This is a genomic window from Microcoleus sp. Pol12A5 (assembly GCF_036701435.1).
Classification (GTDB): Bacteria; Cyanobacteriota; Cyanobacteriia; order Cyanobacteriales; family Microcoleaceae; genus Microcoleus.
The window spans coordinates 19,645-27,110 of record NZ_JAUBQU010000089.1; the positions used below are offsets into that span (position 1 = coordinate 19,645).

General features: G+C 46.5%; 8 protein-coding genes. 2 read left to right on the forward strand and 6 right to left on the reverse strand.

The features are described 5' to 3' along the window. Positions 1–61 precede the first annotated feature (61 nt). The 5 genes from QUA45_RS20685 to QUA45_RS20705 all read right to left on the reverse strand — a co-directional run bounded on the left by QUA45_RS20685 (position 62) and on the right by QUA45_RS20705 (position 4,849). A complete protein-coding gene (locus QUA45_RS20685; RefSeq protein ID WP_333221996.1) occupies positions 62–1,564 on the reverse strand; it encodes a TerD family protein in 1,503 nt (500 codons plus the stop codon). Between the two features lie 54 nt (positions 1,565–1,618). Next, entirely contained in the window at positions 1,619–2,188 is a 570-nt protein-coding gene (locus QUA45_RS20690; protein WP_333096902.1) for a TerD family protein, read from the reverse strand. A gap of 140 nt (positions 2,189–2,328) precedes the next feature. Further along, the gene (locus QUA45_RS20695; protein ID WP_333096901.1) at positions 2,329–2,880 is read right to left on the reverse strand and encodes an AAA family ATPase; all 552 of its coding nucleotides are present in this window, start codon (positions 2,878–2,880) and stop codon (positions 2,329–2,331) included. A 64-nt stretch (positions 2,881–2,944) separates the two neighbouring features. After that, positions 2,945–3,505, reverse strand: a complete 561-nt coding sequence (gene def, locus QUA45_RS20700; protein ID WP_333096899.1) for a peptide deformylase — start codon at positions 3,503–3,505, stop codon at positions 2,945–2,947. A gap of 96 nt (positions 3,506–3,601) precedes the next feature. After that, positions 3,602–4,849 carry an HhoA/HhoB/HtrA family serine endopeptidase gene (locus QUA45_RS20705; protein WP_333221997.1) on the reverse strand — a complete coding sequence of 416 codons (1,248 nt, stop codon included), beginning with the start codon at positions 4,847–4,849 and terminating at the stop codon, positions 3,602–3,604. Between the two features lie 184 nt (positions 4,850–5,033). On the opposite strand from QUA45_RS20705, the gene dnaA reads away from it, so the two are divergent. Both dnaA and QUA45_RS20715 read left to right on the forward strand, forming a co-directional pair. Further along, positions 5,034–6,404, forward strand: a complete 1,371-nt coding sequence (gene dnaA / locus QUA45_RS20710) for a chromosomal replication initiator protein DnaA (RefSeq protein WP_333221998.1) — start codon at positions 5,034–5,036, stop codon at positions 6,402–6,404. A 105-nt stretch (positions 6,405–6,509) separates the two neighbouring features. Further along, on the forward strand, positions 6,510–6,683 hold the full coding sequence (locus QUA45_RS20715; RefSeq protein WP_333221999.1) for a hypothetical protein: 174 nt from the start codon (positions 6,510–6,512) through the stop codon (positions 6,681–6,683). A gap of 145 nt (positions 6,684–6,828) precedes the next feature. Here QUA45_RS20715 and QUA45_RS20720 read toward each other — a convergent pair whose 3' ends face one another. Next, entirely contained in the window at positions 6,829–7,236 is a 408-nt protein-coding gene (locus QUA45_RS20720; protein WP_333096893.1) for a biopolymer transporter ExbD, read from the reverse strand. Positions 7,237–7,466: the final 230 nt, after the last annotated feature.

Sequence of the window (7,466 nt, forward strand, 5' to 3'; positions counted from 1 at the left end):
TTTATTTTGAAGTTGAATGATTGCCCTAAGCTAGCATTTTGTTGGCCGGCAAAAGCTGTTTCTAGGGTAAGAGATTTTTGATTCGTGCTGATTTTACCCAATGCGGATATTCGGCTGTCAACAAATCGTATAATTCCTCATCGGCAATATGTTCCGGGTCTTCTAAACTGAAGAAATCGGCGTTGTCTAGGTAGCGATCGCCCATTTCGTCAAGCTGTTCTAAAAAGCTAAAATCGCTCGCTACGGTTCTTGCTAACCACCCGCGAACTCCCTTACTTTTGACATCTTTCTGCGACTTGCCGATCGCCATAAACTGCCAAAATATCGGTTCGTGGGACGACCATTGTAACTGCTGCTTGCTTTGCGATTCGTCCGCAGTTTCTCCATCAGTTACAAACATCACGTAGACAGGTCGATCGGCTTTAATAGGTGCGTAGCGCCTGCTACCGCGACCGTCAGGAAAATAGAAGTTTCTAATTTCCTTCATCACTTTGCCGTAGTAAGTACCTCCTTCTAAAGGATACTGTTGCAGTATATGGTGGATGAAGTTTGAGAAATTGTCGATCGACATTTCACCGGGATTGTGGGGGTTGGCTCCAAACAGAAATATGTCGATCGCTGCGTTGTCATCAAACCGACATCCCAAAGCCAAAATCTTCTCTGCCAAACGCTGAATCTTGCCTGAACTGTACAGCGAAGACATGGAAGCAGAAATATCGAGGCAAAGCGCTACTTGAGCATTGTGATTTGTCAGATTTGCTTTCTTGAGCGAGATATCGGCTTTCTTAGCAAGATTAAAAATGTGCGGCGCTTTCTCCTCAAGCTTTTTGTCTAATGCTATAGCTTTCTGACTTTTGTGGCTATCTTCAATAACTGGTAACTTAGGCAGTTCTACTGTACGTTGTGCTGGCTTTTCTTGCTGTTTAATCTCTGAATGATACTTGTCAACAAAACTCTGCAACCCTGCTTTATATCCTTGTCCTACGGCCTGAAATCTCCAAGCTGCCTCTTTTTTATACAACCGTCCAAACTCGACTGCTGTTTCTTCAGAAAAACCTTCTGTTAAATCATACCGCGCTAGTTCGCTCCCGGTTTCGCGATCGTACAATCGGATAAAAGCATTTCTGATTTGGCTGAAATTTTGATGTTTAGCTTGTGCGTCGTGAATCGTGACCACAAAAACCATTTCCTCAACAGCAGCGGTTACTTTTTCTAAGTCTACATAAATTGTCTCGTCATCTCCTTGAGTGTGACCAGTTTGATTATCTCCCGAATGGGCGATCGCTCCGTCCGGCGACTGCGAGTTATTGTAAAATACAAAGTATCTTTCATCGGGGATTTTGCCGTCCGAACCTAACGCAAAAACAGAGGCATCGATATCGCAGCTTTGATGGTTTGAGTTGGATAAATTTTGTTGAGTTGCTATTTCCCATCCCAGGGCGATCGCAACTTTTGTTAAAGTAGGAGATGTTTGAGAAAGATTAAATCTTTCGCCCTTCTTTAATTGAATTCCCATCTGGTTTGTCACCTCATGAGTCTGATTGCTTAAAATCGAGGGAAACATTCCTGCTTCCGAATTTTCCCTCGATTTATTTAGATAGGATCGATCGACCTTTTATCAGGCATACTTATCTACAAAGCTTTGCAGGCCGGAATTGTAGCCTTGTCCTACAGCTTGGAACCTCCACTCGCCGTCTTTTTTGTAAAGTCTGCCAAATTCTACCGCAGTCTCCCTAGAAAAATCCTCGTCCAAATCGTACTTCGTTACCTCTGTGTTAGTAGTAGTGTCGTAAATCCTGATAAAAGCATTCCGCACTTGACCGAAGTTTTGCCTTCTGGATTCTGCTTCGTGGATAGTTACCACAAACACAATTTCTTGCACCGCCGGATCGACTTTGGTTAAATCGACTGTAACGGTTTCATCATCGCCAAATCCTTCTCCTGTTCGGCTATCTCCCAGATGTATTACAGAGGTGTCCGGCGACTCCTTGTTGTTGTAGAAAACAAAGTATTTTTCGCCGGGGATTTTGCCAGTAGCCCCCAACATAAACACGGAAGCATCTAAGTCAAATGCTGCGCCTGTGTCTGTAATATTGGTATCCCATCCCAAACCAATCCCGGCATTTTTTAGCCCCGGTGCTTCTTTAGAGAGATTGATTCTCCCGCCTTTTTCCAAATTGATAGACATTTGCTCTCCTGTTCGCAACATCTTTGATGTTATTGTTAATAGTTATATCACAAATTTTAAATGTCAAGTATAAGATATCTTCCCTTTAAACGATTGATTTAGGAGCGATCGCGCTCAGGCACATAGCGATGTTATTTCACTCATTCCTCTTGCAAATTTGCCAAAATCCGATCGACCGTTTCTTTAACCGTTAGATGGGTTGAATCCAGCCAATAACCGAGACGAGGAGTTTCGGTGCGGAGCACGCGATCGAATTCATAAACCATTGTTTCGTTGGCATATCCGGTCTTGGATCTTGCTGCATCTCGTGCCGCTACAACCTCTGCCTGGGGACACAGAACGATCGCAGACAACGGCACATCATGAAACGCGGCGACTACCTCACTGAGTGCCAAACCAATGATGATGTCTTGATAGACAACCGTAAAGCCAGCCTGGAGATACTGTCGCGCTGCCATTGCTGCCAGGTGATAGCGCAGTTGAAGTTGCTGATATGCCTCTGCTGACAAATTTAAGGCCATTTCCGCCTGCCCATTCACAATCATGCGACGAAAGATATCTCCGCGCAGGTGAACACTTTTGGGCAACCGTTCGGCAAGTGATTGGGCAGCAGTTGATTTGCCAGCAGCCATGTTCCCCGTAATCAAAATAATTTGTGGCTGATGATTTGCAGGTTGTTGATTGCTATTCATACTGTTTGTAATAGATTCAATGACTCTGCGCTACAAAAAACGAGTGAGTAATAACGAGTAAATCTCAAATCGGCTCACAGATTTGTGCTGAAGGGAGTAAATTAACAAATTGCTTTTGGTACTCATCCTCTGCCATCAGTTCTCTGGTGCTTTCTATCCTGTCTAAAAACACAATTCCATCTAAATGGTCGTGTTCGTGTTGAAAAATTCGGGCCACAAAGTCTGTCAATTCTTGTCGGTGGAGTTTGCCGTCTCTACTGGTGTATTCTATCTCGATCGCCTTACTTCTGGGCACCAATCCCCGAATTCCCGGAATGCTCAAACAGCCTTCCCAGTCTTTGACTGTCTCTGTTGATGCAGCCACAATCCGGGGATTAATCATCGCTGTGGGTTCCATGTGGGGTGCTTGGGGATAGCGCAGGTTGGGGCGGGATGCGACAATGAACAGGCGATCGGACTGAGCCGCTTGAGGGGCGGCAATCCCCACTCCGTTTGCCTGCTGTACTGTAAAGATTAAGCTGTCAATCAACTGTTGAATGCGATCGTCCTGAATATTCTCGACAACTTGCGACGGGCGGCGCAGCACGGGATTTCCTAATTGAGAAATTTGCAAGATTTCTGCCATATTAATTAGTCCTTGGTAATTGGTAATTGGTAACAACTGTCAACTGTCAACCGTCAACTGTCAACCGTCAACGGCCAACTGTCAACCATCAACAGATTATCTAACTTTTTGAACCGGCAAACTTCCCGTTTTAACAGTCAAATTAACTATTTGCCCGTTGCGGTTGATTTCCATTTGCAACAGACCGCCAACCTTAGCATTTTGTACGAAATCCTGAACAGCTTCCGACTGAATAATCGGCTGATTGTTAATTTTTTGAATCACATCTCCAGCCCGCAAACCTGCCGCTGCAGCGGGAGAAGCAGGAACTACACTAACAATAGCCACACCCCGATCGACTGTAACTCGCAGGCTGCTGTTAGCGTTGCTGTTAATTTGCTCCTTAACCTCTGGATTCAGCGTCGCCATTTCAATTCCCAAATAAGCGTGTTCGACTTTCCCCGTCGAAATCAGTTCCTTCGCCACCTGTTGCGCCGCCTGAATGGGAATCGCAAACCCCAATCCTTGAGCACCTTGAATAATCGCCGTATTCATGCCAATAACTTGACCCGAAGCATTCAGCAGCGGGCCGCCGGAATTCCCCGGATTAATCGCAGCATCTGTTTGGATAAAACCGATCCGCTTGTCGGGTACGCCCACGTCAGAGCTCGATCGCCCCGTAGCGCTAATAATCCCCGCTGTTACGGAATTGTCCAAACCCAAAGGATTGCCAATCGCGATCGCCCATTCCCCAGACAACAGCTTATCCGAATTGCCGATCGCCACCACAGGCACATTATTCGCCTCAATCTTCACCACAGCCACATCCGTGACCTTATCCGCCCCCAACACCCGCCCCTGAAAGCTGCGGCCGTCCTTGAGAGTTACATTTACTGTATCGGCTCCCTCTACAACGTGAGCGTTAGTGAGAATAACGCCGTCGGCACCGATCGCAAAACCCGAACCAGTACCCCGTTCAATTCCGCCCCGGCCGCCCGAATTCGGTTCTATGCCCAAAAAATCTTCCGGCGACAGCCCTCTATTTCCCGGCTGCACCCGGCGCGAAGCATCGATCCGAACCACTGCCGGGCCAACTTTTGCCACCGCAGCCACAATAAAATTCACATTAGCCGCGTCGCCTGACAAGGAAACCGGCGGCAAGACTTTGCTAACTCGATCCTTTTCCTTTGTATTAGGAGGCAGTTGCAATTTCGGTTCCAGCCCCCTTTGTCCAGAATCCCCAGAATTTGCACGAAATTGAGAAACCGTCAGACGATCGCCCAACATGGCGGCCCCGGCTCCCGTTACCAGCAGCAATATGTAAATTGCCGGTTGCTTCCAAAATTTGCCAGTAGAACTCTTCATGGCCACGTTTTTAGGCTTTCCTGCCAAATCTAAATATTTGCTGAACAGCTCCCCGATACCTGGTTTGGGCTGCAGAGCCGCAAAAATTTTGGCGATCGGCAGACTCCCTTAAACTTTAGCATCTGACGACTAAACTCTCTAGAGTAGAATTAATATCTTGAATGCCGATCGGCAGAGGTGAGCAGTGGACATTCCCCTCGAAAGTCTGTGGAATCAGATACTTGAACGTCTCCAGGTACAACTGAGCAGACCTAGCTTTGAGACGTGGATCAAAACTGCTAGAGCCGAACAACTCGAAAATAACTGTTTGATCGTGAGCGCCCCCAATCCCTTTGCTCGCAATTGGTTGCAAAAATATTACAGAGAAATCCTTGCCGATGCAGTCGCAGAAATTCTGGGCTATCCCGTAGACATTTACTTGACAATTGCCGGAGGAAACGAAACAGGCGGCAGCAGCGACTCGGCCATAATTTGGCCCTCCCCCATCGCCGATGTCCCGGAAAGCCACTCGCTTCACCCCCCCAAACCCGCCAATTTAAACCCAAAATACCTATTTTCCCGCTTTGTCGTCGGTTCTAACAACCGCATGGCTCACGCCGCCTCCCTCGCGGTAGCCGAGTCGCCGGGCCGAGAATTCAATCCCCTATTTTTGTGTGGCGGGGTCGGTTTGGGCAAAACTCATTTGATGCAGGCGATCGGTCATTATCGCTTGGAAATTGACCCCAACGCCAAGATTTTTTACGTTTCTACTGAGAAATTTACTAACGATTTAATCGCCGCAATTCGCAAAGACAGTATGCAAACTTTCCGCGATCATTATCGGGCCGCAGATGTTTTATTGATAGATGACATCCAATTTATTGAAGGCAAAGAATACACTCAAGAAGAATTTTTTCACACTTTTAATACTTTGCACGAAGCCGGGAATCAAGTAGTTTTAGCTTCAGATCGCCCGCCGCAGCAAATTCCCCGCCTGCAAGAGCGTTTGTGTTCCAGATTTTCCATGGGATTAATTGCCGATATTCAATTGCCAGACTTGGAAACTCGGATGGCAATTTTGCAGAAAAAAGCCGAGTATGAAAATATGCGGTTGCCGCGAGATGTCATTGAATACATTGCTTCTAGTTACACTTCCAACGTTCGGGAATTGGAAGGAGCTTTGATTCGGGCGGTAGCATATCTTTCCATTACTGGTTTGCCGATGACCGTGGAAAATATCGCCCCGGTTTTGAATCCACAAACTGAAAGCGTAGAGGCAACGCCAGATGCAGTAATTGCAGTTGTGGCTGAGGAGTTTGATGTTTCTATTGAAGATTTAAAAGGAATTTCCCGTCGGCGAGAAATTAGTCTGGCACGTCAAATAGGGATGTATTTAATTCGGCAGCATACTGGTTTGAGTTTGCCGAAAGTTGGGGAAGTATTCGGTGGCAAAGATCACACGACTGTGCTTTACAGTTGCGACAAAATTGCTCAGTTGCGCAACACTGACCCGAATTTGGCTCAAACTTTGCGTCAGTTGAGCGATCGAATTAATGCTGTCAGCCGAAAAACTTGAGAAGAAGTCAGTTGTCAGTTGTCAGTTGTCACACCAATGACTCTATGTAGCGATTTCAAGATCGGCATCACCGAACGGGTAACTCTCCGATCACAGACAATTTCTATGCGTAGCAGCTTGCCTGTGGAAAAACCTGTGGAAAAGTTGCCCTCCCTTTGTGGAAAACTTTACTCGATCGCCCGAAACAGTTTTTGCACAAAAAATGGGCGGGCGATCGACCGCACCAGCTTTCCCACAAGTTTTCCACAGGTAATATCAATTCCGGCCGCGCTGCAATGATATCAAATCCGCGCTTCCGGAGTCGGGCGTAAAGTCGAATCAAGCTCGTAATTAATAATTCGCGCAATTTTCATTTTTTTGACCCCTCCTTCTACAGTCAACAGTCAAGAGTCAACAATGATAAGGAGTGCAACCGGAATCGATATCATTGGGGTCTGCGAGTCGCAACGGCTAGTTTAACTCCTTTAACCTGTCGCACCCGATCCATAACGGCTACAGCCAAGCCAAAATCAACGGTTTCGTCAGAGTTAATCACGGCAATCAGGTCTTGACGAGTAGCAGCTAAGGCGCTCAGTTGTCCGGGCAAAGCCTCTACCGTTGTGCGCTGACGATCGAGACTGACTTGTCCTTTTGAATCAATCGTGATGGTGACTCGGTTCGTTGTCTGTGTCGGCTGGCTCGCAGTCGCTTTGGGCAAATTCACAGGCAGTCCTTCAGGGCTGCTTAAGAACAAGCTAGAGAGAATGAAAAATGTGAGCAGCGAGAACACCACATCAATCAGCGGCACAATATTAATTGGTGGAGGAATTTCAGGATCTTTTGGTAGGTTCATACTCTTTTTGTGCAGTTCGATAATGACGGCGATAAAGCAGTTCTAGCTGCCCTCCATATTCTTCAATTCGGCCAACTTCGCGCTGATATAAGCCCCGGTAAATGCTGGAAAATGTCAGAGTGATAATGCCCACTAGCAATCCGGCAGAAGTGGCAGGGTAAACGCATCTAAATTAATTTGACAAAAACGTGAATTTGTGCATTACTAAATAACTAAAAAAACCTTCTTGA

Bases quoted from the DNA above. Each gene is read 5' to 3' on its own strand.
- QUA45_RS20685 (WP_333221996.1), bottom strand. From the start codon at position 1,564: ATGTTTCCCTCGATTTTAAGCAATCAGACTCATGAGGTGACAAACCAG.
- QUA45_RS20690 (WP_333096902.1), bottom strand. From the start codon at position 2,188: ATGTCTATCAATTTGGAAAAAGGCGGGAGAATCAATCTCTCTAAAGAA.
- QUA45_RS20695 (WP_333096901.1), bottom strand. From the start codon at position 2,880: ATGAATAGCAATCAACAACCTGCAAATCATCAGCCACAAATTATTTTG.
- def (WP_333096899.1), bottom strand. From the start codon at position 3,505: ATGGCAGAAATCTTGCAAATTTCTCAATTAGGAAATCCCGTGCTGCGC.
- QUA45_RS20705 (WP_333221997.1), bottom strand. From the start codon at position 4,849: ATGAAGAGTTCTACTGGCAAATTTTGGAAGCAACCGGCAATTTACATA.
- QUA45_RS20715 (WP_333221999.1), top strand. From the start codon at position 6,510: ATGCGTAGCAGCTTGCCTGTGGAAAAACCTGTGGAAAAGTTGCCCTCC.
- QUA45_RS20720 (WP_333096893.1), bottom strand. From the start codon at position 7,236: ATGAACCTACCAAAAGATCCTGAAATTCCTCCACCAATTAATATTGTG.